The organism is Paraburkholderia terricola (assembly GCF_900142195.1).
Lineage (GTDB): Bacteria > Pseudomonadota > Gammaproteobacteria > Burkholderiales > Burkholderiaceae > Paraburkholderia > Paraburkholderia terricola.
Map to the genome: position 1 here is coordinate 21575 of NZ_FRAB01000043.1, position 24730 is coordinate 46304.

Sequence of the window (24730 nt, forward strand, 5' to 3'; positions counted from 1 at the left end):
ATCCTTGCCGACGCAGGAGCGCACATGACTCAACATCCTGGCAACCCTGCTGGTCTGTCCGACCCGCATGAGCTCGATCTGTTCGAATTTGCGCGGAGTGGGCGGCAGGCCGCAGGTGTCGTGCGCGTCTCGCAACTGCCGCGCATGTTAAACGAAGTCCCGGCAGAAGCGCCAGATCGCGATACCGCGTTCACCTGGCAAGCCGAAGGGGCGACGCAGCCGGAATTGCAGGATGACGGCACCGAGGGTCCCCAGCCTTATTTGAGGATGGCGGTTCACGGCGCGGCATGGCTCGAATGTCAGCGGTGCATGACACCGTATTCGCAGGCGTTCAATGTCGATGCAACTTACCGGATCGTCAGCACCGAGGCGGAAGCCGAAGAGTTTCCGCTCGACGAGGATGAAGTCGAGGTGATCGTCGGCTCGCGCCAGTTCGATCTCATCGACTTGATCGAAGAAGAGTTGCTGCTTTCCTTGCCGCTCGTGCCCAAGCACGAGGTCTGCCCCGAAGTGCACGAGAGCCTCGTCTCTGGTGTGGCCGGTGCGGAAGGCGAGGGCGACGAGAGCGCGCAGGACGAGGCTGATGCGGGCGGCGAACCCGAACGGCCCAATCCGTTCGCGGCGCTCAAGGATCTCAAGCGCGGCGAGCCGGACGACAAGAAGCACTGATCAGTTGCATGGGAGCGCGATGCGGGCGCCTTGGCCATTTGGCCAGTGGCGGAGACCGGATCGGGCTGTGTTAGAATTCGGAAAATTTTTAGGAGTTAGTCATGGCAGTTCAACAAAATAAGAAGTCGCCGTCGAAGCGCGGCATGCACCGTTCGCACGATTTCCTGACGGCAGCGCCGTTGGCAGTGGAGCCGAGCACGGGCGAAGTGCATCTGCGTCACCACGTTAGCCCGAACGGCTACTATCGCGGCAAGAAAGTCGTCAAGACGAAGAACGACTAATCGTTTCACTGCGTTGCGCCCCTTGGCGTTTCGCGTGGCGATCGGCTCGCTTGACATTTTCCCGGCTCGGCAAAAAGGCGGCATTCAACTGCCGCTTTTTTGTGTCGATCGCAGTTGGCGCTTTGGCACCTGCCGCGATCCCAAGCAGGGTGCCTGAAATTCGTCGCACTCCATGACAGTAAAGCTCACGATAGATTGCATGGGAGGCGACCACGGCCCGTCCGTGACCGTTCCCGCTGCCGTCAGCTTCGTTCGTTCGCATCCCGACGCGCAACTGCTGCTCGTCGGCATTGAAACTGCGATTCGTGCGCAGCTCAAGAAGCTGAAGGCTCAGGACCTGCCGGCGCTGACCGTCGTGCCCGCTTCCGAGATCGTCGCCATGGACGATCCGGTCGAAGTCGCGCTGCGCAAGAAAAAAGACTCGTCCATGCGCGTGGCGCTCAATCGCGTCAAGGAAGGCGAGGCGCAAGCCTGTATTTCCGCTGGCAACACCGGCGCGCTGATGGCGGTCTCGCGTTACGTGCTGAAAACGCTCTCGGGCATCGAACGCCCGGCGATCGCGTCGGCATTGCCCAATCCCAATGGCTACACGATGATGCTCGACCTGGGCGCCAACGTCGACTGCGAGCCGCAGCATCTGCTGCAGTTCGCGGAGATGGGGCACGCGCTCGTGTCGGCGCTCGAGGGCCGCGACCGGCCCACCATCGGCCTGCTCAACATCGGTGAAGAAGTCATCAAGGGCAACGACACCATCAAACGTGCCGGCGAATTGCTGCGCGCGAGTACACTTAACTTTCACGGCAACGTTGAAGGCAACGACATCTTCAAGGGCACGGTCGACGTGATCGTCTGCGACGGTTTTGTCGGCAACGTCGCGCTCAAGACGTCGGAAGGCCTCGCGCAGATGCTCTCCAACATCATCAAGGAAGAGTTCGGCCGTTCGTGGCTCACGAAGGTGATGGCGGTGCTCGCATTGCCGGTGTTGATGCGCTTCAAGAAGCGCGTCGATCATCGGCAATACAATGGGGCCGCGCTGCTCGGCTTGCGCGGGCTGGTCATCAAAAGCCACGGTTCGGCGGACGCCTATGCGTTTGAGTGGGCTATCAAACGCGGGTATGATGCCGTCAAAAACGGCGTGCTGGAACGCCTTGCGCGAGCAATGGAGGAGAACGCGGGTTCTCTGGAACAGGCCGCGCGCGAAGCAAGCGGTGCGGGTCACGCAAGCCCGATCGCAGGCCAGCCGGCCGAGCCCTACGCTGCGCAATCCTCGAAGGCATAATGGCTCAATCGACAATTTATTCCCGCGTGCTGGGCACCGGCAGCTACCTGCCACCCGCGCGCGTCACCAATCAGGATCTGGCGGACCGTCTCGCCAGGCAGGGCGTCGAGACGAGCGACGAATGGATCGTTGCCCGCACGGGCATCCACGCGCGCCACTTCGCGGAGCCTGACGTCGCCACCAGCGATCTGGCGTTGTTCGCCTCGCAGCGCGCGATCGAGGCGGCCGACATCGATCCGCAGTCCATCGATCTGATCATTGTTGCAACGTCCACGCCCGACTTCGTGTTTCCGAGTACCGCGTGTCTGTTGCAAAACAAGCTCGGCATCAAGAACCACGGCGCCGCGTTCGACGTACAGGCGGTCTGTTCCGGCTTCGCCTATGCGGTCGCGATGGCGGACAGCCTGATTCGCGGCGGCCAGCATCACACGGCACTGGTGGTCGGCGCGGAGACCTTCTCGCGCATTCTCGATTTCAACGACCGCACGACCTGCGTGCTGTTCGGCGACGGCGCGGGCGCGGTGATTCTGCAAGCGTCCGAAGAACCGGGCGTACTCGCTAGCGCATTGCATGCGGACGGCAGCTATTCGAACATTCTTTGCACGCCGGGTAACGTGAACGGCGGCATAGTGGCCGGCAGCGCGTTTCTTCATATGGACGGTCAGGCGGTATTCAAGCTCGCCGTCAACGTGCTCGAAAAGGTCGCGGTCGAGGCGCTCGAGAAAGCCAATCTGTCGGCCGAGCAGATCGATTGGCTGATTCCGCATCAGGCCAATATCCGCATCATGCAAAGCACCTGCCGCAAGCTCCACTTGCCGCAGGAACGCATGGTCGTCACGGTGGGCGAGCACGGCAACACGTCGGCTGCGTCCATTCCGCTCGCATTCGACGTCGCGGTGCGCGACGGCCGCATCAAGCGCGGCCAGAACGTGCTGATCGAAGGCGTCGGCGGCGGCTTCACCTGGGCCGCGTCGGTTATCCGCTACTGATAGCGACGACGAACCACGGGCGCCGTTTGCGGCGCCGTCGCGGCTACCCACATCTGATCAAACCGATTTTGGGGACGATATGAAATTTGCGTTCGTTTTTCCTGGGCAAGGTTCGCAGTCGGTCGGCATGCTCAATGCATTCGCCGATCACGCGGTCGTGCGTGAAACGGTTCAGGAAGCATCCGACGCGCTCAATCAGGACATCGGCAAACTGATCGCCGAGGGTCCCGCCGAAGATCTCAATCTCACCACCAACACGCAACCCGTCATGCTCATCGCGGCATACGCGATTTATCGCGCATGGCAGGCGGCGGGCGGTCCCAAACCCGCGATCGTCGCTGGTCACAGCCTCGGCGAATACACGGCGCTGGTCGCGGCCGGCGCGCTCGCGTTTCGCGATGCCGTGCCGCTCGTGCGTTTTCGCGCGCAAGCCATGCAAACGGCGGTGCCCGTCGGTGAGGGCGGCATGGCCGCGATTCTCGGCCTCGACGACGACGCGGTGCGCGCGGTGTGCGCGGAAGCGTCGGTGGCGGGCGTCGTCGAGGCGGTCAATTTCAATGCGCCGGCGCAAGTCGTGATCGCCGGTCACAAGGCCGCGATCGAAAAAGCTTGTGAGATCGCGAAGGCGAAGGGCGCAAAGCGCGCATTGCCGCTGGCGGTGTCGGCGCCGTTCCACTCGTCGCTGCTCAAGCCGGCGTCGGATCAATTGCGGGAATATCTGGCAAGCGTCAATGTGCAAGTGCCGTCGATTCCCGTAATCAACAACGTCGACGTCGCGGTGGTCAACGAACCGGCCAAAATCAAGGATGCGCTGGTGCGTCAGGCGGCCGGCGCGGTGCGTTGGGTCGAAAGCGTTCAGGCGATGGCGGCGCAGGGCGTCACGCATGTGATCGAATGCGGGCCGGGCAAGGTCCTTGCGGGATTGACCAAGCGAATCGACGGCAACCTGGTCGGCGCGTCGGTGTTCGATCCGGCCTCGCTCGACGAGACGCTCAAGCTGGTGACGGCGGGCTGATCGCCGCGTCATCACCGCCAGAACTCCACATCAAGAACCAATCAGCCCTTCGAAAGGGTATCCGGACCGACAGATGGACAAGACTCTCGACAAGCAGATCGCAATCGTGACGGGCGCCTCGCGCGGCATCGGCCGTGCGATCGCGCTGGAACTGGCGCGCCAGGGCGCGACCGTGATCGGCACGGCGACCAGCGAAAGCGGCGCGACCGCCATCACCGAAGCCTTCAAGGCAGCCGGCGTGAACGGCCGCGGCGCGGTGCTCAACGTGAACGACGCGGCCGCAGCCGAGGCGTTGATCGACGGCACGGTGAAGGAATTCGGCGCGCTGCACGTGCTGGTGAACAACGCCGGCATCACGCAGGACCAACTTGCAATGCGCATGAAGGACGACGACTGGGACGCGGTGATCGACACCAATCTCAAGTCGGTGTTCCGCCTGTCGCGGGCGGTGCTGCGTCCGATGATGAAGGCGAAGGGCGGCCGCATCATCAACATCACGTCCGTGGTCGGGTCGGCCGGCAACCCGGGGCAGGTCAACTACGCTGCCGCGAAAGCGGGCGTCGCGGGCATGGCACGCGCGCTCGCGCGCGAGATCGGCAGCCGCGGCATCACCGTGAATTGCGTGGCGCCGGGCTTCATCGACACCGACATGACCAAGAGTCTGCCGGAAGAGCAGCAAACCGTGCTGAAGACGCAGATTCCGCTCGGCCGCCTCGGTAGTCCCGAAGACATCGCGCACGCGGTCGCATTCCTCGCGTCGCCGCAAGCCGGCTACATCACCGGCACGACATTGCATGTGAACGGCGGAATGTACATGTCGTAACCAAATTCGGTTACTATCCGCGCCTTGATGCGTTTGCAAAAGCGTAAGGCGCATGCCTTGACAGGAACCCGATGCGCCGCTTTTTTGCCGGGTCAAACCTGATAAAATGCGCGCACCTGTATTTTTGAACTTCTTTTCCCTTGGAGGGGTAATGGACAATATCGAACAGCGCGTCAAGAAGATCGTCGCAGAACAACTGGGCGTTGCAGAAGCTGAAATCAAGAACGAAGCTTCGTTCGTGAACGACCTCGGCGCCGACTCGCTCGACACCGTTGAACTCGTGATGGCCCTCGAAGACGAATTCGGCATGGAAATTCCGGATGAAGAAGCCGAGAAGATCACCACCGTTCAGCAAGCGATCGACTACGCTCGCGCGAACGTCAAGGCCTAAGGTCATTCGCGCCTGCGTTTCTGCGTTGGCGGCGTGTGACGCCCTGCCGTGTCGGTTGCCGACGTCAGCGGGGTTAGGGCTTTTTGCCGTGCAGGAGCCAGCGATGTTGACAGCGCAACTTTCGCGCGATTGCCGACTTAACAGCCACAGGGCATACAGGGCAGGTTCCTGTGGTCGCTGTGGCTTTTGCTTTTGTCATCTATGAAAAAGGGGTTACCGTGAGCCGCCGTCGTGTTGTTGTTACAGGCCTGGGGCTGATTTCGCCTGTTGGCAATAATGTTGCCGACGGCTGGGCCAATCTGGTCGCCGGCAAGTCGGGTATTGCCAATATCACGAAGTTCGACGCGTCGAACTTTTCCACTCGTTTCGCCGGCGAGGTGAAGGGCTTTAATATCGAGGACTACATCCCCGGTAAAGAGGCGCGCCACATGGATACGTTCATCCACTACGGCGTGGCTGCAGGCATCCAGGCGATGCAGGACAGCGGGCTCGAAGTCACCGACGAGAATTCGGAGCGCATCGGCGTGGTGGTGGGTTCGGGTATCGGCGGCCTGCCGATGATCGAAGTGACGCAAACCGAACTGCTCAATCGCGGCCCGCGCCGCATTTCGCCGTTCTTCGTGCCGGCGTCGATCATCAACATGATTTCGGGCCATCTGTCGATCAAGTTCGGCATCAAGGGTCCGAATCTCGCGATCGTCACCGCGTGTACCACGGGCCTGCACTGTATCGGCGAGGCTTCGCGCCTGATCGAATACGGCGACGCCGACGTGATGATCGCCGGCGGTGCGGAATCCACCGTGTCGCCGCTCGGCATTGGCGGCTTTGCCGCGGCGCGCGCGCTGTCGCAACGCAATGACGATCCGGCCACGGCGAGCCGTCCGTGGGACAAGGACCGCGACGGCTTCGTGCTGGGCGAGGGCGCGGGCGTCATGGTGCTGGAGGAGTACGAGCACGCCAAGGCGCGCGGCGCGAAGATCTACGCCGAAATCAGCGGTTATGGCATGAGCGGCGACGCCTACCACATGACCGCGCCGCTCGAAGATGGCGACGGCGCACGCCGCTGCATGTTGGCCGCGCTGAAGAACGCGGGCATCAACTCGGATCAGGTGAATTATCTGAACGCGCACGGCACGTCCACGCCGCTCGGCGACCTGGCCGAAACTACCGGCATCAAGCGCGCATTCGGCGATCACGCCAAGGACATGGTCGTGAACTCTACCAAGTCGATGACGGGTCACCTGTTGGGCGGCGCCGGCGGTCTCGAGTCCGTGTTCACCGTGCTGGCCGTGCATCACCAGGTGTCTCCGCCGACGATCAACATCTTCAACCAGGACCCGGCCTGCGATCTCGACTACTGCGCCAACACCGCGCGCGAGATGAAGATCGACGTCGCGCTGAAGAACTCGTTCGGGTTCGGCGGCACGAACGGCACGCTGGTCTTCAAGCGCGCCTGATCGCCCGATCGTTTGGTGACGACACGCCAGTCCGCGACGCCGGCTCCGCCGGCGGCTCCCCTTGAATCGGCAACGCCCGACGGAGCGTCGCAACGGATCGCGTTGCGTCGCTCCGTTACGCTACGCACTGCGGCGGCGGTTTTCGTGCTGATCGCGACACTGGCCGTCTACACATGTCTCGCCGCGCGCCTGGGCGCGTGGTCGGCGGTTCCGTTGACGCTCGCCGCATGCGCGCTGCTCGTGCTGGGCGCGGCCAGACATGAGCTTGCGCGGCCCATCACGCTCAAACTTGGGCCGGACGGCTTGTCCGCATGGGATGGCGCTGGAAATCTGCTCGCCCAAGGGCGCATTGCCGGTTGTTCGCAGCGGACCGGTCGTTTGCTGGTTCTGGCCCTCGCGCCGGATCATGGGCGGCCATGCACGCTGATGGTCCCCGTCGATGCGATTCCCGCGTCTGCCTTCCGGGAACTGGCGGTGCTGGGCCGGCTTGGCGCCGGCGCGTGACTGTAACGACTGTAACCGTGTTACCGGCGTAACTTGCCGCAATGTCTGGGGCGCTACAATGGTGCCCCTCCATGCGCCCTATAGTTAACGGATTTATCAGGTGAGCGAAAAAGAAATTGATCAGGTGCTGGTCGAGCGCGTCCAGAAGGGCGACAAGGCCGCGTTCGAGCTTCTGGTCTCCAAATACCACCGCAAGATCCTCCGGCTCATCTCGCGCCTCGTGCGCGACCCCGCCGAAGTGGAAGACGTTGCCCAGGACGCCTTCATCAAGGCATACCGGGCCTTGCCGCAGTTTCGCGGGGACTCGGCCTTTTACACGTGGTTGTACCGGATTGCGGTCAACACGGCAAAGAACTACCTTGCGACCCAGGGCCGGCGCGCTCCGACCTCGACCGAAGCGGATGCTGAAGAAGCTGAAACTTTCTCGGATGCCGACCAACTAAGGGATATCAACACGCCTGAGTCGATGTTGATGAGCAAGCAGATCGCAGAGACGGTCAATGCTGCGATGGCGGTTTTACCGGAAGAACTGCGCACCGCCATTACTCTTCGTGAAATTGAAGGTTTGAGCTACGAGGAAATCGCCGAGATGATGGGTTGCCCGATTGGCACCGTCAGATCGCGAATTTTCCGCGCTCGCGAAGCCATTGCGGCAAAATTGCGTCCGTTGCTTGACACACCTGAAGGCAAGCGCTGGTAAGTTACCGGCTCGCCGAATGGGCGCGGGTGCAATCTCTGGATTAGTGGTGTCACTACGGGGTATTTGTAAGATGGGGAGCATCATGGGGTCGGTCTCGATGCAATCGCAAGCCAGTTCGCGCGGCGAGCGTCTGTCCGCTTTTGTCGACGGTGAATTCGGCGAAGAGCATCTGAATCTCAACAAGTTTCTTTCCGAGCTGGACGGCGAGGATCGTGCCGGCTGGTCGAGCTATCACCTGATCGGCGACGCGTTGCGTTCCGACGATCTGGCGGTTAGCCCGGCGGTGAGCCGCGCGTTTCTGAGCGGTTTCGCCGCGCGCTTCGAAAACGAACCGCATGTGCTCGCGCCTGAGGCGATGCCGATCGCGCGCCGCTTATTGGCGCTGCGTCGCCGTGTGGTGCCGGCCTTTGCCGTGGCTGCCGCCGCCGCGACGCTCACTTGGATCGTCGTGCCGCAACTACAAGGTGTACCGGGCGGGCCGGGCGCGGCGCAGGTCGCGTCGGTTCAGTCGCAGGGTGCGCTGCAGCGGGTGGCGATGGCGTCCGCGCCGGCGGCTGCCGTTCAGGCCGTCGCACAAGACGCCAACATCATTCGCGACGCCAGTCTGGATCAGTATCTGGAAGCGCACCAGCAATTCGCGCAACAACCGGCCATGCCGGGCTCGATGCCGCTGATTCGTGCCGCGGCGGTCACTACGCAAGGCCAATAGTTTGATGCAGACTCCGCGGTTGAATAAAACGACTATTTGGGGGCGGCTGCCGGCATTTTTATTCTGCGCAGCCGTGTTGTTGTCCGCTACACCGCGGGTTTTTGCACAAACCGACGATCCGCTCGCCGTTCGTCGCACGGCCGCGGATATGCTCGATCGCATCCATCAGGCCGCGCAACAGCAAAACTACGAGGGCGCGTTCGTTTATCAACGCGGCAATTTCGTTCAGACATCGCGGATATCGCATTATGCGACCCGCGCAGACGGCGAATACGAGCAACTCGAAAGCCTCGACGGCAAGCCGCGCAGGATGCTTCGTCATAACGACGAGCTCTACACGTTTGTGCCGGAGCGGCGTCTGTGCGTAGTCGAAAAGCGCCAAAACAAGGACTCGTTTCCGGCGCTGCTCGCGGTAAGCGGCGAGCAGGTGCTGTCGGTCTACGAGCCGAAACTGCTCGGCGACGACCGCGTCGCCGGCATCGACAGCCAGGTGATCGAACTCGATCCGAAAGATGCGTATCGCTTTGCCTACAAACTGTGGGCCGACAAAAAGACCGGCTTGCTGCTGCGGGCGCAGACACTCGACCCAAACGGCCAGGTGCTCGAACAGTTGTCGTTTTCTCAGATTCGCATCGGCGTGCCGGTCGACAAGGCCGCAATCGTCAACGGAATTCGTAATACGGCAGGCTGGACGGTGGTGCGTCCTCCAGTTGAGCCGGTTGATATGGCTGCGCAAGGCTGGCAGATCTCGCCGACGGTTCCCGGATTCCGCAAGATTCGCGAGTTGCGTCGTCCGATGGCCGCGCGGGAAGCCGGCCAGCCGACCATTCCCGTGGACCAGGCCGTGTTCTCCGACGGCCTCGCGGCGATTTCCGTGTTCGTTGAACCGGTCGAGAACAATACGCGCAAAGAGGGCGCGGGCAGCAGCGGCGCGACGCATGTGCTCGTCAAGCGGCGTGGCGACTTCTGGATTACCCTGCTCGGTGAAGTGCCCCAGAGCACATTGCAGCAATTTGCGTCTGCCATAGAATACAAGGCTCCGAAGTAACCCCCGAATCCTGAATCCCTCGGCTTTCTACGATATGACGACTTTCTCGGTGCGCAATTTCCTCGCGGCCGCGGTGGTAGCGGCGTGTTTGCCGCTCGTACCGCATACGGCGTCTGCGGCTCCAGCAGCCAATCTGCCCGATTTCACCGACCTCGTCGACAAAGTCGGCCCGGCGGTCGTCAACATTCGCACGACCACGCGCGTATCGAGCAGCGGTCTGCGTGGCGGTCTACCGCCCGGCATGGACGACGGCGACATGTCGGAGTTCTTCCGCCGCTTTTTCGGCATTCCGATGCCGCAATCACCGCAATCCCCCGGCTCACCTCAAACGCCCGGAGCGCCGCGCGGCGGCGACAACGGCGGCAGCGGCGGCACGCCGGACTCACCGGACGGCAGCGATCCGGAACAGAACAGCGGTGTGGGCTCGGGCTTCATTCTGTCGGCGGACGGTTACGTGATGACGAACGCGCACGTCGTCGATGACGCGGACACCATTTACGTCACGCTTACCGATAAGCGCGAATTCAAGGCCAAGCTGGTGGGCGTGGACGATCGAACCGACGTCGCCGTCGTGAAGATCAGCGCCGGCAACTTGCCCACCATTACGATCGGCGACTCGAACAAGGTTCGCGTGGGCGAATGGGTGGTCGCGATCGGCTCGCCGTTCGGTCTTGAGAACACGGTGACGGCTGGCATCGTCAGTGCGAAGGGGCGCGACACGGGCGATTACCTGCCATTCATCCAGACCGACGTGGCTGTCAATCCGGGGAACTCGGGCGGGCCGCTGATCAACATGCAGGGCGAGGTGATCGGCATCAACTCGCAGATCTACAGCCGCACCGGCGGTTTCATGGGCATTTCGTTCGCGATTCCGATCGACGAGGCTATGCGCGTGGCCGATCAACTCAAGGCATCGGGCAAGGTCGTACGCGGCCGGATCGCGGTCGCGATCGGCGAGGTCACCAAGGACGTGGCCGATTCGCTCGGCCTGCCAAAGGCGCAGGGCGCGCTGGTCAGCAGCGTCGAACCGGGCGGTCCGGCGGACAAGGCGGGCGTGCAGCCGGGCGATATCATCCTGAAGTTCAACGGTCATTCGGTCGATACCGCAACGGATCTGCCGCGCATGGTGGGCGACACCAAGCCGGGTACCAAGTCGACGATCACGATCTGGCGCAAGGGCCAGACGCGCGATCTGCCGGTCACGATCGCCGAGATGCAGCCTGACAAGAGCGCGAAGGCGGACCAGAAGAAGCCGCAGCCGCCGAAGCAACGCGCCACGAACGTGCTGGGTGTCGCCGTCAGCGACATCCCCGCGGATCAGTTGAAGGCGCTCAAGCTGCGCAACGGCGTGCAGATCGACGCGGTGGACGGACCGGCCGCGCGCGTCGGGCTGCAAAAGGGCGACATCATCTTGCGTGTGGGCGATACCGACATCACGAGCGCGAAGCAGTTCGACGAAATCAGCTCGCATCTCGATTCGCAGAAGATGGTCGCGCTGCTGGTTCGCCGCGGCGAGACCACGCAGTTCGTGCCGATTCGCCCGCGCAGCGGCACCAAGTAAGCATGGCGGCACCGCTCACGCTTTACGGGCGCGCGTGGTGCCACCTGTGCGAAGACATGCGCGCCGCGCTCGAGCCGTTGTTGGCCGAGTTCGGCGCGCAGCTAGAAGTTGTCGACGTCGACGCCGATCCCTCGCTGGAAGCGCGTTACAACGAGTTGGTGCCCGTCCTGGTCTGCGACGGCATCGAGTTGTGCCACTATCACCTCGACATCGCACGAGTTCGCGCCGCGCTTGCAATGCGTTGAGGTGCGCTGAGTTCAAAAGATGTTGCAGCACGCGCAACAGGATCAAGCGCGCGCTTTATGAAAATGTTCGCGCCAAGTTCCACGTCTCTCCTGAGCCGTCTTTCCGCCGCGGCCTCGCAAGATGCGCCGGGCGATAGCCTTTTCGGCTAAAATAGATAGGTTTTTCACCTACTTACAAGGCGTGCTCCGCTATTGTCCGAGCGCGCCTTTTTCGCTTGATCGGTACTGAATGGATCATATTCGTAACTTCTCGATCATTGCGCACATCGACCATGGCAAGTCGACGCTCGCGGATCGCATCATCCAGATCTGCGGCGGCTTGTCCGACCGCGAGATGGAAGCCCAGGTGCTCGACTCGATGGATCTCGAGCGCGAGCGCGGCATCACCATCAAGGCACAAACCGCCGCACTGACGTATCGCGCCCGTGACGGGCAGGTTTACAACCTGAACATGATCGACACGCCGGGCCACGTCGACTTCTCGTATGAAGTCAGCCGCTCGCTGTCCGCCTGCGAAGGCGCGCTGCTGGTCGTCGACGCGAGCCAGGGCGTGGAGGCGCAAACCGTCGCCAACTGCTACACGGCGATCGAACTCGGCGTCGACGTGATTCCGGTGCTCAACAAGATCGACTTGCCGGCGGCAAACCCCGAAAACGCGATCTCCGAAATCGAGGACGTGATCGGCATCGACGCAACGGATGCCACGCATTGCAGCGCGAAAACCGGCCAAGGCGTCGAAGACGTGCTGGAAGCGCTGATCGCAAAAGTGCCGCCGCCCAAGGGCAATCCTGAAGCGCCGCTGCAAGCGCTGATCATCGACTCCTGGTTCGACAATTACGTCGGCGTCGTCATGCTGGTGCGTATCGTCAACGGCACGCTGCGTCCGAAAGACAAGATTCGCATGATGGCGACCGGCGCGCAGTATCCGGTCGAGCATATCGGCGTGTTCACGCCGAAGTCGAAGAATCTCGAATCGTTATCGGCGGGGCAGGTGGGCTTCATCATCGCCGGCATCAAGGAGCTGGCCGCGGCGAAGGTGGGCGACACTGTCACGCTGCTGAACCGTCCAGCCGCCGAGCCGCTGCCGGGCTTCAAGGAAGTGAAGCCGCAGGTGTTCGCGGGGCTCTATCCGGTCGAGGCGAACCAGTACGACGCGCTGCGCGACTCCCTCGAGAAGCTGAAGCTGAACGACGCGTCGCTGCAGTACGAGCCGGAAGTGTCCCAGGCGCTCGGTTTCGGTTTCCGTTGCGGGTTCCTCGGTCTGCTGCATATGGAGATCGTGCAGGAACGTCTCGAGCGCGAGTTCGACATGGACCTCATCACCACGGCTCCGACCGTGGTGTACGAAGTCCTGCAACGCGACGGCACGACCATCATGGTCGAAAATCCGGCCAAGATGCCCGAGCCGTCGAAGATCGAGGAGGTGCGCGAGCCGATCGTCACCGTGAATCTGTACATGCCGCAAGACTACGTCGGCGCGGTGATCACGCTGTGCACGCAGAAGCGCGGCAACCAGATCAACATGCAGTATCACGGCCGTCAGGTGCAGCTCACGTATGAAATTCCGATGGGCGAAGTCGTGCTCGACTTCTTCGATCGTCTGAAGTCGATTTCGCGCGGTTATGCGTCGATGGATTACGAGTTCAAGGAATATCGCGCCTCCGACGTCGTGAAGGTCGACATGCTCATCAACGGCGACAAGGTGGATGCGCTGTCGGTCATCGTGCACCGTTCGCAAAGCCAGTATCGCGGCCGCGAAGTCGCGGCAAAAATGCGCGAACTGATTCCGCGCCAGATGTACGACGTCGCGATTCAAGCCACCATCGGTTCGAACATTATTGCGCGCGAAAACATTAAAGCGTTGCGTAAGAACGTGCTGGCAAAATGCTACGGCGGTGACATTTCACGCAAGAAGAAATTGCTCGAAAAGCAAAAGGCAGGCAAGAAGCGAATGAAGCAGGTCGGGTCCGTCGAGATTCCGCAAGAGGCTTTCCTCGCGATTCTGCGTGTCGAAGACAAATAAGACGAACAACGGAACTCTATGAATTTTGCGCTGATTCTTTTTGTGCTCGTCGTTTTGACGGGTATCGCATGGGTGGCGGACAAACTGGTTTTCATGCCGCAACGGCGCCGCGCGGCGGAAGCCGCGGTCGCCGAATTCGACCGTCAGCAGGCACGCATCGGCGAGCGTTTCGCCGACGAAAATGCGGCGCAAACGCGCGCCCGTCTGCGTGACGACAAGCTGCGTCAACCGTGGTGGCTCGAGTATTCGGCGAGCTTCTTCCCGGTGATTCTCGTGGTGTTCGTGGTGCGCTCCTTCGTGGTCGAGCCATTCAAGATTCCGTCGGGTTCGATGGTGCCGACACTGCTGGTGGGCGACTTTATCCTCGTCAATAAATTCGATTACGGCCTGCGCTTGCCGATCATCAATACGAAGATCACCGAAGGCCGTCCGCTGCAACGCGGCGACGTCGTCGTGTTCCGCTACCCGAAAGACGAATCCGTCGACTACATCAAGCGCGTGATCGGTGTGCCGGGCGACACAGTCGCCTATCAGGACAAGAAACTGACGATCAACGGCAAGCCGGTTCCTGAAACGCCGCTGCCGGACTATCTCGACGAAGAGCGCCTCGGTTACGCGAAGCAGTTCGAGGAAAATATCGAAGGACGCAAGAACGCGATCCTGAATAATCCCGCCGTGCCGCCGTTCATCATCGGCGCCGAGGATTATCCGTATCGCGACAACTGCACGTACAACGCACGCGGCGTGATCTGCAAAGTGCCGCCGGGCAATTACTTCATGATGGGCGACAACCGCGACAACAGCGCGGATAGTCGTTACTGGGGTTTTGCGCCGGATAAGAATATCGTCGGCCGCGCGTTTTTCATCTGGATGAACTTCAGCAATCTGAAACGCATCGGCTCGTTCAACTGAGTTCGCGTGCACCGATTGCACGACACGTCGCGCGATGACCAACGCATGGTCAATTAAGTCGCGGCGTGTTGTTACACCACTTTAAGAAGCTGCGGTAACGTCGCTTCAGCACGCTTTTTCCGCTGGCCGTCCCGCCTTTTCGCGGGGTAAGGCACCCGCGTTATACTCTGCCCATGCCCCTATCTCCGTTGGAAAGCCGTTTGCGCTACGAATTTCGCAATGCGGAATTGTTGCGCCAGGCTTTAACGCACCGCAGTCATAGTTCCACGCACAACGAACGGCTCGAGTTTCTCGGCGATTCCGTTCTGAACTGCGCGGTGGCTGCGCTTTTGTTCCAACGCTTCGGCAAACTGGACGAAGGCGATCTGTCGCGCGTCCGCGCCAATCTGGTCAAACAGCAGTCGCTTTACGAGATCGCTCAGGCCCTCAATATCTCGGAAGGTTTGAGGCTCGGTGAAGGCGAGTTGCGCAGCGGCGGCTTTCGCCGGCCCTCCATCCTCGCCGACACGCTGGAGGCGGTGCTGGGCGCGGTATTTCTCGACGGCGGTTTCGACGCCGCCCAAACGGTCATCAAGCGCCTTTACGTGCCGATCCTCGATCACATCGATCCGCGCACGCTGGGCAAGGACTCCAAGACGCTGCTGCAGGAGTATCTGCAGGGCCACAAGATCGCGCTGCCTACTTACACGGTGGTTGCGACTCATGGCGCAGCGCACAATCAGCAATTCGAAGTCGAATGCACGGTGCCGAAGCTGGACGTGAAAGTGTCGGGTTCCGGTGCGAGCCGCCGGGCGGCGGAGCAGGCTGCGGCCAAGAAGGCGCTCGACGAGGTGATGGCGGCGGCGCCCGCCGTGGTCGCCAAGCCGAAGCGCTCGAAGGGCGCCCGCGCGGCGAAGCACGCCGAGCCTGAGATCGTGCCCGGCGTGACCGGCGTGCAGGCCGCGCTCGATCTGCGCAGTCCGGATCGCAAGGGCGAACGCGGCACTGGGCGGACCGAGGCCCGAGCGGTAGCCGCGGCAGCAATGGAGCCGTCCGCCGAACGGCCGTTGCCGACAGCCGCTGCCGCGCCGCTGGCCGTGATTCGCGCCGCGCACGTCGAATATAGCGGGCAAGAGAAGTCCGAGCGCGCCGAGAAGGCGGATAAAGCGTCGGCTCACGGAGCCGACAAGTCGTCTGAGAAGGCGACTGAACAGGCGGCAGCGGACAAGCCAGCCGAGAAGTCCGATACGAAACCGACGGAGGCGAAGTCAGCCGACGCGAAACCCGTCGAAGCCGCCAGCGTCCGCAGCGCCGAAAAACAAACCGAAAAACACGCCGACAAACACCGCAGCCGCGACCCCGCAGCCGGCGCAGCCGTGCCCGCGCCCGGCATGCCGGCGTCCACCGAACACGAACCCGGCGTAGCCGACGCGGTGCAAACCCGCGTCGCCGATGCGGGCCATTGATTGCCATCGGCGCGTCCATTCCGCGCGCCGAGTTGAACTTGCCGTAGCCCGAATATGAACGCTCCCACTCCCACTGGTTTCCGCTGCGGCATGGTCGCGATCGTCGGCCGCCCGAACGTCGGCAAATCCACGCTGATGAACGCGCTGGTCGGCCAGAAAGTCAGTATCACGTCGCGCAAGGCGCAGACCACGCGCCACCGCATCACCGGCATTCATACGCTCGAAGACGCGCAGTACATCTTCGTCGACACGCCGGGTTTCCAGACCAAGCACAGCGGCGCGCTGAACCGTTCGCTCAATCGCGCGGTCACGTCCACGCTGACTTCGGTCGATGCCATTCTGTTCGTGATCGAAGCCGGCCGTTTCGGCCCGGACGACCAGAAGGTGCTCGACCTGATTCCGCCGTCGGTGCCCACGCTGCTGATCGCGAACAAGCTCGACCGCGTGTCCGATAAGGATTCGCTGTTCCCGTTCATGCAGCAGGTAAGCGCGCTGCGCGAGTTCAACGAAATCGTGCCGCTGTCGGCGAAAAATCCCGACGACATCAAGCGTCTGATGGCGACCGTCAAGCCGTTCCTGCCGGAAGGCGCGCCGATCTATGGCGAAGACGACCTGACCGATCGCAGCGAGCGTTTCCTCGCCGCTGAAATCCTGCGCGAAAAAGTGTTCCGCTGGACCGGCGACGAATTGCCGTACACGAGCACCGTGCTGATCGACAAGTTCGAAACCGAAGGGCGCCTGCGCCGCATTTTCGCGACCATCATGGTCGAGCGCGATACGCACAAGGCGATGATCATCGGCCAGAAGGGCGCCAAGCTGAAGCAGATCAGCACCGAAGCACGTCTCGACATGGAAAAGCTCTTCGACGGTCCGGTGTATCTGGAAACCTTCATCAAGGTAAAGAGCGGTTGGGCCGACAACGAGGCAGGACTCCGCGCGTATGGGTACGAATGACGCGTCGATGACGCTGAATTCCGACGCTGACCCGGACGACTCCCAGCCGGCCGCGCCGGCGCGCGAGCCGTCCAGACGAACCGCCAAAAAATCCTCCCCGAGCGCCGGAAGCGCGCAGGGCGCCGAGGGCGAGCCGCGCAAAGCGCCGGCGCGCCGCGCGCCCAGAAGCGCTGCGTCCGCATCCGAATACCGGATCGCGGAACAGCCCGCCTTTGTCCTGCATAGTTACCCGTATCGCGAGACCAGTCTGATCATCGACGTGCTCTCGCGCGATCACGGCCGTCTCGCGCTCGTCGCCAAGGGCGCGAAGCGTCCGCACTCCGCACTGCGCGGCGTGTTGCAAACGTTCCAGCCGCTCGCGTTGTCGTGGTCGGGCAAATCCGAAGTGCGCACGTTGACCGGCGCCGAATGGGTCGGCGGAATGTTGCCATTGACCGGCGGCGCGTTGCTCTGCGGCTTCTACGTGAACGAACTGCTGGTTAAATTCTGCGCGCGCGAAGATCCGCATCCGCAACTGTTCCATCATTACGTCGTCACGATGACGCGTCTCGCGCACGACGAACCGCCCGTGCAGGTGCTGCGTTCGTTCGAGCGCGTGCTGCTGCGCGAAACAGGCTATGCAATGGCGCTGGATCGCACCGTCGCGCGCAAGGCGGTGCAGGCCGAGGGCCGCTACGTGTTCGACCCCGAGCGCGGCGTGCGCGAGGCGTCCGACGATCTGCCCGCGCAATGGCCGGTGGTCGCGGGACAAACCTTGCTCGATATGGAACAGGACGATTACCATCGAGCGCAGACCGTGGCGCAAAGCAAAACGCTGATGCGCTTTCTGCTCAACACTTATCTAGGCGGCACGCCGCTCGCGACGCGCCAGATCCTGATCGACTTGCAGAATCTATGAGCTTCTTTCTTACGTCGCCGACCGTGATCGACCTGGGCGTGAACATCGATCACGTCGCCACGCTGCGCAACGCGCGCGGCACGACTTACCCCGACCCGATCCGCGCCGCGTTGCTCGCCGAAGAGGCCGGCGCCGACGCGATCACGCTGCACTTGCGCGAAGATCGCCGCCATATCGTCGACGCCGACGTCCACAAGCTGCGGCCGCTCCTGAAAACGCGCATGAACCTGGAATGCGCGGTCACGCAGGAGATGCTCGACATTGCCTGTGAAGTGCAGCCGCACGACGTTTGCCTCGTGCCGGAAAAACGTCAGGAGCTGACGACCGAAGGCGGCCTCGATGTCGCCGGCCAGTTCGAAGCCGTGCGCGCCGCATGCAGGCAACTCGCCGACGCGAACTCCCGCGTGTCGCTCTTCATCGACCCGGATGAGACCCAGATTCGCGCCGCGCATGAAGCCGGCGCGCCGGTGATCGAACTGCACACCGGCCGTTACGCGGAAGCGCACGATCCCGCCGAGCAGCAGCGCGAATACGAGCGCGTGGTTCGCGCGGTCGAGTTCGGCGCGACGCTCGGCATCAAGGTGAATGCGGGCCACGGTCTGCATTACACGAACGTCCAGCAGATCGCCGCGATCGAGGGCATCGTCGAGTTGAATATCGGCCATGCGATCGTCGCGCACGCGATCTTCGCCGGCTGGGACAACGCGGTGCGCGAGATGAAGGCGATCATGGTCGCAGCGCGTCTCGGCGCTCGCGCCTGATGCGGCCCGAGGCGGCGTCGCACATGGCGATCTACGGCATCGGCACGGACATCGTTCAGGTCAGCCGCGTGGCCGCGGTCATGACGCGCACCAAGGGCCGTTTCGCGGAAAAGGTGCTCGGGCCTGACGAGCTGCGCGTCTATCACGCGCGCCAGGCGCGTTCGGCGGCGCGCGGTCTCGCGTTTCTCGCCACGCGGTTTTCGGCGAAAGAAGCCTTCTCGAAAGCGATCGGCCTCGGCATGCACTGGCCGATGACCTGGCGCGCGCTGCAAACGCTCAACAAGCCGAGCGGCGAGCCGATGGTGGTCGCCTCGGGCGAACTGGCCGCGTGGCTCGACGCCCGCGGCATCACGGCGCGCGTGACGATCAGCGACGAGCATGATTACGCGGTGTCGTTCGTCATAGCGGAAACGGGGGCTGTGGCGCGAGAGCCCGTCGCTCCGCACGCGCCCGCCAGCGACGAATAAAACTCGAAGGCGGCCGCCCTGGCCGCGTCTTTTTTGCCCTGAGCTTCCTTCTAGCGGAATTCGATGAAAACAACTCCCGGACCGGTCATGCTCGACGTGGTCGGCAAAACGCTGAACCACGACGACAAGCGCCGCCTTGCCCATCCGATGACCGGCGGCGTGATCCTGTTCGCGCGCCACTATGAGAGCCGCGCGCAATTGATTGCGCTGACTGATTCGATCCGCGCGGTCCGCGAGGATCTGCTGATCGCGGTCGACCACGAGGGCGGGCGCGTACAGCGTTTTCGCACCGACGGCTTCACGGTCTTGCCGTCCATGGGCAAGCTCGGCGCACTGTGGGACAGCGACGTTCTGCACGCGACCAAGGTGACGACCGCGATCGGCTACATCCTCGCCTCGGAGTTGCGCGCGTGCGGCGTCGACATGAGCTTTACGCCCGTACTCGACTTGAACTACGGGCAGTCGCAAGTGATCGGCGATCGCTCGTTTCACCGCGATCCGCGCGTGGTGGCGCTGCTGGCGAAGAGCCTCAACCACGGCCTCGCGCTGGCCGGCATGAGCAATTGCGGCAAGCACTTTCCGGGGCACGGTTTCGCGCACGCGGACTCGCACGTCGCCATGCCGGTCGACGACCGCTCGCTCGACGAAATCCTGCGCGACGACGTGGCGCCGTATGACTGGCTCGGTTTGTCGTTGGGATCGGTGCTTCCCGCCCATGTGGTCTATCCGAAGGTCGATTCGAAGCCGGCGGGTTTCTCGCGCATCTGGTTGCAGGACGTTCTGCGCAACAAGCTGCGTTTCGAAGGCGCGATTTTCAGCGACGATCTTTCGATGGAAGCCGCGCGCCAGGGCGGCACGCTGACCGAAGGCGCGAGCGCCGCGCTGGAGGCCGGTTGCGACATGGTCTTGATCTGCAATCAGCCGGATGAAGCGGAGAAGGTGCTGGACGCGCTGCGCTTCACGCCGTCGAAGGAATCGCGGCAGCGCCTCAAACGTATGCGGCCGCGCGGCAAGGCGCTGAAGTGGAGCAAGCTGGTTGCCGACCCGCAGTATCTGCAAGCGCAGGCGTTGCTGCGCAGCGCGTTCGCATAAGCCACGCGGTAGCCACGCAGCAATCATGCAGTGGCATTTAAGCGGACAAAAAAACGGCGCATCGAATCAATCGAGGCGCCGTTTTTATTCAGGCCGGTTCGCCGGCCCGCAAGATCGCACGACTCAGTTCAAACGCATCCGCTGCAACTTGTTGTACAGCGTCTTCGGGCTGATCCCCAGCAGCGACGCCGCGCGATGACGCGTGCCACCCACCGCATCGAGCGTCGCGCGAATCAGCATTTCCTCGACGTCCGCGAGCGGCGTGCCGACAGTGACCTGCACGCGGCTGCCGTTCAGATCGCGGCCGTTCGCCGAAGCCGTCTCGTCGGCGCGCAACGATTCCAGCACATCGCCCGACGCGTGATACGCACGCCGCACGCGATCCTGGAGTTCCCGCACGTTGCCCGGCCATTCGTAGGCGAGACATTCGCGCAGGAAGTTCGGGCCGATCTGCTTGGCGGCTTCCGAGGTGCCGCGCGCGGCCGCTTCGAGATTCAATTCGTCGACGGTCGCCTGAGCGATCAGCGCCGCATCCTCGCCACGTTCGCGCAGCGGCGGCAGCGTCACGGCGGCGGCTTCCAGCCGCAGCGCGAGATCTTCGTGCAGGCTGCCGTCGGCGACCGCCGCGCGCGGCATTTTGCGCGTGGAGGCGATCAGCCGGAAGTCCGTCACCACCTGATTGCTGCCGCCGACCCGCATGAAGGTCTGCGAATCGAGCGCGCGCAGCAGCGCTTCCTGCTGGACCCGCGGCAATTCGGCGATTTCGTCGATGAAGAGCGTGCCGCCGCTTGCCTGCTCGAACAGACCCGGTTCGCGCTGCTCCGCGCCGCTGAACGCACCGCGTTCGTGGCCGAACAGCAGGCTGTCGAGCGAGCGCTGCGCGGCGAGGCTGCCCGCGCTGCGGCAATCGAACGTGACGAACGGACCCTTGCGGCGCCGGCTCATGTCGTGCAGCGTGCGCGCCGCAACGTGCTTGCCGGTGCCGGCCTCGCCGGAGATCAGCACGGCGGCTTCAGTCGGGGCGATATGCTCGATCGTGTCGTAGACGTGCTGGATCGCCCCGTCGCGGCCCAGCATCGCGCCGAAACGGCCGAGCTGGCGCAGTGACGCGCGCAGCGTCTGGACTTCCTCGGTGAGTTCATACGGGCGTGGAATACGCGCGAGCAGACTGCGCAAACGCGGTATGTTGACCGGCTTGAGCAGATAGTCCCAGATGCCGTGCCGCAAGCCTTCGATCGCGCTCTCGACCGTCGCGTTGCCGGTCATCACGATCACGGGCAAGGCGCCGCCCGGCGGATGCGCCGGCAAATGCTGCAGCAAATCGAGGCCGCTGCCATCCGGCAGATTCAGGTCGACCAGCACGACGTCGGGGATGAAGCGTGTCAGCGCGGCCCGTGCCTCGGCGATCGTGGTCGCGGTATCGACGGAAAAGCCGTCGGCGGCGAGGATGGCGGACAGACCCGACAGGCTATTGGGATCGTCTTCAACAATCAGGGCGTGTGGCATGGCGAGCGCAATTTTTTAATGGGCGGAATACCGTGTGGGTCGCACCAGACAGTCTCTGGCGCGACCCGCGGGCGCGATGGCTGGCCGTTACTGCCGGTCGAATGCGAGGCCACCCGGGCAGCGTTTGCCAATGCGGCGCGGGCGCGGCGACTCGGCCGGCATGAACGCGGCGCACGGCGTGTCCCTCTCCATGCAGGCGAGGCGGCGGCGATTCGACTCATGTAGTTCTGGTCCTTTTTGCTTCTCAGCGGATGCGGTGCCCGGCCTGACGTTTATGACGCGGCCAGATACGGGCACTTTCTTCACAGGGTCGGTCAGAAATCCCGGTTGCTATCGAAGAAGCGGCGTACTTCGAGTTCGGCCTCGTCCCGGGTTTTACCGTAACGCTCCTGGATCAGGCCGGCGAGTTTGTCGGCGCGGCCTTCGGCCCGGGTCAGTTCGTCGTCCGTCAATTCGCCCCATGCCGTCTTGGCCTTGCCGATCAACTGCTTCCACTTGCCTTCAGCGATGTCGTTATTCATCTCGCACCTCCCGAGTTGAGAAAAAAATAAAGCCATGCTGGCGTTCTTCGATGGTAAGCAGTGACTGTGCCAGACGCGTTTATCCAAACGAATCAGCGGCTTGGGGCAGGGAGCTGGACGGCGGACGGGCAATTTTGGGAAGGTTCCCGGTAAAGTTTTCCTCAACGATACACGGCGGCGCCAAAAAGAAAAAGCGCCCAGGACGGGCGCTTTTTTTTGCCATTTTTTTCCGGTGCCGGTGTTGCCCCGGCGCCAGAGTCAGGCTTGCAGCGCGCTTAAGCGCGGCTGCGGTATTCGTGCGTACGCGTGTCGATTTCGATCTTGTCGCCGATATTGCAGAAAAGCGGCACTTGCAGTTCGAAACCGGTGTTGAGCTTGGCGTTCTTCAGCACCTTGCCCGACGACGTATCGCCCTTCACAGCCGGTTCCGTATAGATGATCTCGCGGACCAGCGTAGTCGGCAGTTCGACCGAGATCGCCTTCTCGTTGTAGAACACGACTTCGCAAGCCATGCCGTCTTCGAGGTAATGAAGCGCGTCGCCCATCATCTCGCCTTCGACTTCGAACTGGTTGTAGTCGGCGTCCATGAACACGTACATCGGGTCGGCGAAGTACGAGTACGTGACTTCCTTGCGCTCGAGCACGACGACGTCGAACTTGTCGTCCGCCTTGTAGACGCTTTCCATGCCTGCGCCGGTCAGCAGGTTCTTGAACTTCATCTTCACGACGGCGGAGTTGCGGCCCGATTTGTTGTATTCGGCCTTTTGCACGACCATGGCGTCTGCGCCGATCATGACGACGTTGCCGGTGCGGAGTTCCTGTGCGGTCTTCATAAAACTGTCCTGTACGAAATAAGTAGCTTCAACTATTGCTCAACGGCATACGGCGCAAGCGGCTTCGGCGCTTCTCGCATTGCGCGCGGCGCGCCGCTTGAAGCGGGCGCGCCGGCAGCGATGCGGGAAACAAGGCCGGCTCGCTGTCGGAATCCACGATGGCGCCGCCTATGCGCGGCTCATGCAAACCCTGCAATCCGTTACCTGCTTTTTACCCTGTGCGGGCGTGTACACGAGTGGCGCCGATGCGCTGAACACGTCCTTGCCGATTTTCTTGCCGTTCGCCGCTGCTTACCGGGAATGATGAGAGCGGGTCGTGCCTCTTTCGAGGCACGTTGATCAGGCAGGTCGATCTGGGTAGGTTCGCTGTTGCGATCGGGCCGCGCTTGCGTCGTCGGCCGTTGGATAACCGCTTATTTTAGCTGAGTTTTTGCGAATAAGGCCAGATTTCCCGCGAGGTCGCCCACTTGCGCCAGTTCGCCCGCCCAATCGGCCGCGCGCTGCATGAGCACCGCCCGGTGGCGCTGGAATTCCGCCCAGTCCGGCCGGCCGGCGCCGTTCCACGCATGCCAGAAGCGCGCGAGGGCGTGTCGAGCGTCGGCGGGCAGCGTGCGGGCGTAGTGGGCGAGGGCGGCGTCGAGCTTGGGCAAATGGGAGTCGTCGGCTTGCGGGTAGATGTGCCAGACGAAGGGCTTCGCGGCCCATTGGGCGCGCACGAACGAGTCTTCGCCGCGCACGAAGTTGACGTCGCTTGCCCAAAGCAGCGCGTCGTAGGCGGGTTGCCGGGTAAAGGCGAGGGCGTGGGCGGTCAGGCTGCCGAGTTCGGCCCGCGCGCCCGCGGCGAACGAAGGCAAGCCGAAAAAGCGCGCGATCGCACCCGAGATGCGGCCTTCCGGCACCAGCAGCACGACCGGCTCGGCGCTGTCGCGCCACTGTTCGAGCAGACTGTCGACAGCGGGGTTTTCATAGGCGAACAGCGAAACCACGGTGGCCGCGGCGGGCGGCGGCGCGCGGCCGGTGGTTTCCAGCCACCATGCCTCGCGCGCGGACGGCGACGTCTCGAACGCCGTGCGCGCGGCGTCGAGATGCCGTTCTTTCAGCACGCCGCCCGTGCCGGGACCGAGCCCCGGAAAGAAGAACGTCTTGGTGAGCGGGTAGCGCGGGTGCGGCGACGGCCGCAGGTGAAAATCCGCGACCCAGTCCTCGGCGCTCAGATATTCGAGGTTGACCCACACCGGCGCGCGCTCGCGCCGCGCCATCGCGGCGACGTAGATCGGCGGCAGTTCGCAGGCGAACGCCTCGATCACGACGTCGGCCACTTCGAGCGTAGCGCCCGCATGCGCGGGCTCGTGCCAATGTTCGATGACGATGCCGCTCAACGTCTGGCGGGCGCGTTCGAGCGCCAGCGATGGGCACAGCTTCTGGAACGCGTGCAGGTCGTCGACGAACACGCGCACCTGCCAGCCGTGTTCGCTCGCGAGCTGGCGCGCGAGGCGCCAGCACACGCCGATGTCGCCGAAGTTGTCGATCACCGCGCAGAAGATATCGCAGGCGATGGCCGTGGACGCGGCGGGCGGTGCTTCGGAATGGGGCGTGGCGGCGGACATGATGGCGTGGGTCGCGGAGTCGAACGGATTCGAAGCCACG

26 protein-coding genes are annotated in these 24730 nt (G+C 63.0%); 22 read left to right on the top strand and 4 right to left on the bottom strand.

Features of this window, described 5'->3' with window-relative positions:
* Positions 1 to 24 precede the first annotated feature (24 nt).
* The 22 genes from BUE39_RS27125 to nagZ all read left to right on the top strand — a co-directional run bounded on the left by BUE39_RS27125 (position 25) and on the right by nagZ (position 20223).
* Positions 25 to 669 carry a DUF177 domain-containing protein gene (locus BUE39_RS27125; RefSeq protein ID WP_073431788.1) on the top strand — a complete coding sequence of 215 codons (645 nt, stop codon included), beginning with the start codon at positions 25 to 27 and terminating at the stop codon, positions 667 to 669.
* A gap of 101 nt (positions 670 to 770) precedes the next feature.
* Entirely contained in the window at positions 771 to 950 is a 180-nt protein-coding gene (gene rpmF, locus BUE39_RS27130) for a 50S ribosomal protein L32 (RefSeq protein ID WP_006051932.1), read from the top strand.
* A 172-nt stretch (positions 951 to 1122) separates the two neighbouring features.
* Positions 1123 to 2229: a phosphate acyltransferase PlsX gene (plsX, locus tag BUE39_RS27140; protein WP_073431789.1), complete on the top strand. Its 1107-nt coding sequence runs from the start codon at positions 1123 to 1125 to the stop codon at positions 2227 to 2229.
* Positions 2229 to 3218 carry a beta-ketoacyl-ACP synthase III gene (locus tag BUE39_RS27145; protein ID WP_073431790.1) on the top strand — a complete coding sequence of 330 codons (990 nt, stop codon included), beginning with the start codon at positions 2229 to 2231 and terminating at the stop codon, positions 3216 to 3218. Before plsX ends, BUE39_RS27145 begins: the two co-directional genes overlap by 1 nt.
* 79 nt (positions 3219 to 3297) lie before the next feature.
* Entirely contained in the window at positions 3298 to 4233 is a 936-nt protein-coding gene (gene fabD, locus BUE39_RS27150; RefSeq protein ID WP_073431791.1) for an ACP S-malonyltransferase, read from the top strand.
* Positions 4234 to 4306: 73 nt separating this feature from the next.
* Entirely contained in the window at positions 4307 to 5056 is a 750-nt protein-coding gene (gene fabG, locus BUE39_RS27155; RefSeq protein WP_073431792.1) for a 3-oxoacyl-ACP reductase FabG, read from the top strand.
* 151 nt (positions 5057 to 5207) lie between these two features.
* Positions 5208 to 5447, top strand: a complete 240-nt coding sequence (gene acpP, locus BUE39_RS27160; protein WP_004197638.1) for an acyl carrier protein — start codon at positions 5208 to 5210, stop codon at positions 5445 to 5447.
* A 218-nt stretch (positions 5448 to 5665) separates the two neighbouring features.
* Positions 5666 to 6904 carry a beta-ketoacyl-ACP synthase II gene (fabF, locus tag BUE39_RS27165; RefSeq protein WP_073431793.1) on the top strand — a complete coding sequence of 413 codons (1239 nt, stop codon included), beginning with the start codon at positions 5666 to 5668 and terminating at the stop codon, positions 6902 to 6904.
* A 144-nt stretch (positions 6905 to 7048) separates the two neighbouring features.
* The gene (locus BUE39_RS27170) at positions 7049 to 7408 is read left to right on the top strand and encodes a hypothetical protein (protein ID WP_235004979.1); all 360 of its coding nucleotides are present in this window, start codon (positions 7049 to 7051) and stop codon (positions 7406 to 7408) included.
* A gap of 100 nt (positions 7409 to 7508) precedes the next feature.
* Positions 7509 to 8108 (top strand): RNA polymerase sigma factor RpoE, encoded by a 600-nt coding sequence (rpoE, locus tag BUE39_RS27175; RefSeq protein WP_073431795.1) that lies wholly within the window; start codon positions 7509 to 7511, stop codon positions 8106 to 8108.
* An 82-nt stretch (positions 8109 to 8190) separates the two neighbouring features.
* A complete protein-coding gene (locus tag BUE39_RS27180; RefSeq protein ID WP_073431816.1) occupies positions 8191 to 8817 on the top strand; it encodes a sigma-E factor negative regulatory protein in 627 nt (208 codons plus the stop codon).
* A 4-nt stretch (positions 8818 to 8821) separates the two neighbouring features.
* Positions 8822 to 9865 (top strand): MucB/RseB C-terminal domain-containing protein, encoded by a 1044-nt coding sequence (locus BUE39_RS27185; RefSeq protein WP_073431817.1) that lies wholly within the window; start codon positions 8822 to 8824, stop codon positions 9863 to 9865.
* Between the two features lie 34 nt (positions 9866 to 9899).
* A complete protein-coding gene (locus BUE39_RS27190; protein WP_073431796.1) occupies positions 9900 to 11426 on the top strand; it encodes a DegQ family serine endoprotease in 1527 nt (508 codons plus the stop codon).
* 2 nt (positions 11427 to 11428) lie between these two features.
* Positions 11429 to 11671, top strand: a complete 243-nt coding sequence (locus tag BUE39_RS27195) for a glutaredoxin family protein (protein WP_073431797.1) — start codon at positions 11429 to 11431, stop codon at positions 11669 to 11671.
* 229 nt (positions 11672 to 11900) lie between these two features.
* Complete coding sequence (lepA, locus tag BUE39_RS27200; protein WP_073431798.1) at positions 11901 to 13694, top strand: translation elongation factor 4; 1794 nt, start codon at positions 11901 to 11903, stop codon at positions 13692 to 13694.
* Between the two features lie 18 nt (positions 13695 to 13712).
* Positions 13713 to 14606, top strand: coding sequence for a signal peptidase I (gene lepB / locus BUE39_RS27205; RefSeq protein ID WP_073431799.1), 894 nt, complete (start codon positions 13713 to 13715; stop codon positions 14604 to 14606).
* A 173-nt stretch (positions 14607 to 14779) separates the two neighbouring features.
* Positions 14780 to 16051: a ribonuclease III gene (gene rnc / locus BUE39_RS27210; protein WP_073431800.1), complete on the top strand. Its 1272-nt coding sequence runs from the start codon at positions 14780 to 14782 to the stop codon at positions 16049 to 16051.
* Between the two features lie 54 nt (positions 16052 to 16105).
* Positions 16106 to 17005: a GTPase Era gene (gene era, locus BUE39_RS27215; RefSeq protein ID WP_073431801.1), complete on the top strand. Its 900-nt coding sequence runs from the start codon at positions 16106 to 16108 to the stop codon at positions 17003 to 17005.
* The gene (gene recO, locus BUE39_RS27220) at positions 16992 to 17903 is read left to right on the top strand and encodes a DNA repair protein RecO (RefSeq protein ID WP_073431802.1); all 912 of its coding nucleotides are present in this window, start codon (positions 16992 to 16994) and stop codon (positions 17901 to 17903) included. The genes era and recO overlap by 14 nt, the downstream gene beginning before the upstream one ends.
* A complete protein-coding gene (pdxJ, locus tag BUE39_RS27225) occupies positions 17900 to 18664 on the top strand; it encodes a pyridoxine 5'-phosphate synthase (protein WP_073431803.1) in 765 nt (254 codons plus the stop codon). Before recO ends, pdxJ begins: the two co-directional genes overlap by 4 nt.
* Before the next feature lie 23 nt (positions 18665 to 18687).
* Positions 18688 to 19131, top strand: coding sequence for a holo-ACP synthase (gene acpS / locus BUE39_RS27230; protein WP_073431818.1), 444 nt, complete (start codon positions 18688 to 18690; stop codon positions 19129 to 19131).
* A 63-nt stretch (positions 19132 to 19194) separates the two neighbouring features.
* Positions 19195 to 20223 (top strand): beta-N-acetylhexosaminidase, encoded by a 1029-nt coding sequence (nagZ, locus tag BUE39_RS27235; protein WP_073431804.1) that lies wholly within the window; start codon positions 19195 to 19197, stop codon positions 20221 to 20223.
* Between the two features lie 123 nt (positions 20224 to 20346).
* Here the strand turns inward: nagZ and BUE39_RS27240 are convergent, their stop codons facing one another.
* The 4 genes from BUE39_RS27240 to earP form a co-directional block, all read right to left on the bottom strand.
* The gene (locus BUE39_RS27240) at positions 20347 to 21729 is read right to left on the bottom strand and encodes a sigma-54-dependent transcriptional regulator (RefSeq protein ID WP_073431805.1); all 1383 of its coding nucleotides are present in this window, start codon (positions 21727 to 21729) and stop codon (positions 20347 to 20349) included.
* A gap of 314 nt (positions 21730 to 22043) precedes the next feature.
* The gene (locus BUE39_RS27245; protein WP_073431806.1) at positions 22044 to 22250 is read right to left on the bottom strand and encodes a CsbD family protein; all 207 of its coding nucleotides are present in this window, start codon (positions 22248 to 22250) and stop codon (positions 22044 to 22046) included.
* 275 nt (positions 22251 to 22525) lie between these two features.
* Complete coding sequence (efp, locus tag BUE39_RS27250) at positions 22526 to 23083, bottom strand: elongation factor P (RefSeq protein WP_012433870.1); 558 nt, start codon at positions 23081 to 23083, stop codon at positions 22526 to 22528.
* A gap of 413 nt (positions 23084 to 23496) precedes the next feature.
* Complete coding sequence (earP, locus tag BUE39_RS27255; protein ID WP_073431819.1) at positions 23497 to 24690, bottom strand: elongation factor P maturation arginine rhamnosyltransferase EarP; 1194 nt, start codon at positions 24688 to 24690, stop codon at positions 23497 to 23499.
* Positions 24691 to 24730 lie beyond the last annotated feature (40 nt).

Excerpts from the sequence above, each read along its gene's own strand:
- fabG (WP_073431792.1), top strand. The coding sequence starts at position 4,307 with ATGGACAAGACTCTCGACAAGCAGATCGCAATCGTGACGGGCGCCTCG.
- BUE39_RS27240 (WP_073431805.1), bottom strand. The coding sequence starts at position 21,729 with ATGCCACACGCCCTGATTGTTGAAGACGATCCCAATAGCCTGTCGGGT.
- rpmF (WP_006051932.1), top strand. The coding sequence starts at position 771 with ATGGCAGTTCAACAAAATAAGAAGTCGCCGTCGAAGCGCGGCATGCAC.
- lepB (WP_073431799.1), top strand. The coding sequence starts at position 13,713 with ATGAATTTTGCGCTGATTCTTTTTGTGCTCGTCGTTTTGACGGGTATC.
- BUE39_RS27245 (WP_073431806.1), bottom strand. The coding sequence starts at position 22,250 with ATGAATAACGACATCGCTGAAGGCAAGTGGAAGCAGTTGATCGGCAAG.
- BUE39_RS27195 (WP_073431797.1), top strand. The coding sequence starts at position 11,429 with ATGGCGGCACCGCTCACGCTTTACGGGCGCGCGTGGTGCCACCTGTGC.
- BUE39_RS27190 (WP_073431796.1), top strand. The coding sequence starts at position 9,900 with ATGACGACTTTCTCGGTGCGCAATTTCCTCGCGGCCGCGGTGGTAGCG.
- lepA (WP_073431798.1), top strand. The coding sequence starts at position 11,901 with ATGGATCATATTCGTAACTTCTCGATCATTGCGCACATCGACCATGGC.
- BUE39_RS27125 (WP_073431788.1), top strand. The coding sequence starts at position 25 with ATGACTCAACATCCTGGCAACCCTGCTGGTCTGTCCGACCCGCATGAG.
- nagZ (WP_073431804.1), top strand. The coding sequence starts at position 19,195 with ATGAAAACAACTCCCGGACCGGTCATGCTCGACGTGGTCGGCAAAACG.
- efp (WP_012433870.1), bottom strand. The coding sequence starts at position 23,083 with ATGAAGACCGCACAGGAACTCCGCACCGGCAACGTCGTCATGATCGGC.
- rnc (WP_073431800.1), top strand. The coding sequence starts at position 14,780 with ATGCCCCTATCTCCGTTGGAAAGCCGTTTGCGCTACGAATTTCGCAAT.
- era (WP_073431801.1), top strand. The coding sequence starts at position 16,106 with ATGAACGCTCCCACTCCCACTGGTTTCCGCTGCGGCATGGTCGCGATC.
- pdxJ (WP_073431803.1), top strand. The coding sequence starts at position 17,900 with ATGAGCTTCTTTCTTACGTCGCCGACCGTGATCGACCTGGGCGTGAAC.
- recO (WP_073431802.1), top strand. The coding sequence starts at position 16,992 with ATGGGTACGAATGACGCGTCGATGACGCTGAATTCCGACGCTGACCCG.
- earP (WP_073431819.1), bottom strand. The coding sequence starts at position 24,690 with ATGTCCGCCGCCACGCCCCATTCCGAAGCACCGCCCGCCGCGTCCACG.
- BUE39_RS27180 (WP_073431816.1), top strand. The coding sequence starts at position 8,191 with ATGGGGTCGGTCTCGATGCAATCGCAAGCCAGTTCGCGCGGCGAGCGT.
- plsX (WP_073431789.1), top strand. The coding sequence starts at position 1,123 with ATGACAGTAAAGCTCACGATAGATTGCATGGGAGGCGACCACGGCCCG.
- acpS (WP_073431818.1), top strand. The coding sequence starts at position 18,688 with ATGGCGATCTACGGCATCGGCACGGACATCGTTCAGGTCAGCCGCGTG.
- BUE39_RS27145 (WP_073431790.1), top strand. The coding sequence starts at position 2,229 with ATGGCTCAATCGACAATTTATTCCCGCGTGCTGGGCACCGGCAGCTAC.
- acpP (WP_004197638.1), top strand. The coding sequence starts at position 5,208 with ATGGACAATATCGAACAGCGCGTCAAGAAGATCGTCGCAGAACAACTG.
- BUE39_RS27185 (WP_073431817.1), top strand. The coding sequence starts at position 8,822 with ATGCAGACTCCGCGGTTGAATAAAACGACTATTTGGGGGCGGCTGCCG.
- fabD (WP_073431791.1), top strand. The coding sequence starts at position 3,298 with ATGAAATTTGCGTTCGTTTTTCCTGGGCAAGGTTCGCAGTCGGTCGGC.